At 34.1% G+C, this 687-nt stretch carries 1 protein-coding gene; it reads right to left on the bottom strand.

All coding sequences use genetic code 11. The features are described from left to right. Positions 1–117: 117 nt before the first annotated feature. The coding region (locus LI162_RS15230) for an RNA-guided endonuclease InsQ/TnpB family protein (protein WP_226901505.1) at positions 118–687 on the bottom strand (570 nt) is incomplete at its 5' end.

Genomic DNA, 687 nt, shown 5'->3' with positions numbered 1-687 from the left:
TTCAACGAGTATGCTTTTGATGATATAAATATCTATCTACTCACAAGTTCTTGTACTCTCCATAGGCGTAAATTCCGGACTAACGTATCCGTACATATTTGCATTAACGTTTCAGTGTTAGCTTGCAAATCGTTCTCCATAAGCCTTGAGATTTATAGATGCCTGGAAATCTCTGTCAATCATATTCCCACATTCACATCTATAAACCCTGTCAGATAACTTCAAATCTTTTTTGATGTTTCCACAGCAGCTGCAAAGCTTTGATGATGGATAAAACCGATCAGCCACAATAAGCTGGATCCCTTTATCATTGCATTTGTATTCAAGCTGTTGTCTAAACCTAAAAAATCTTTGTTCCTGTACTGCTTTGGATAAATGTCTATTTTTCATCATTCCGCTGACATTCAAATCTTCAATACAAATAAATCTTGGCTTTCGATTTACGATCTCAGATATGGTCTGATTCAAATAGTTTTTACGGATGTTTGTTAATCTGTGATTTCGTTTTAATAAAAGTTTTTCCTTTTTGATTACATTATTTGTTTTACAGTAACTTTCCCCTTTCTTATTTTTCTCGTAAGAACGAGAGATACTACGCTGTAATCTACGTTTCTGTTTTTCTAGTTTCTTTACTTTCTGACTCTTATTGATGTTCTTATACTTAACGGCATCAGAGCAGACAGCTAA

This window comes from Mediterraneibacter sp. 210702-DFI.3.120 (assembly GCF_020561005.1).
Lineage (GTDB): Bacteria > Bacillota > Clostridia > Lachnospirales > Lachnospiraceae > Mediterraneibacter > Mediterraneibacter faecis.
This window is presented reverse-complemented; position numbering and strand designations above follow the sequence as displayed.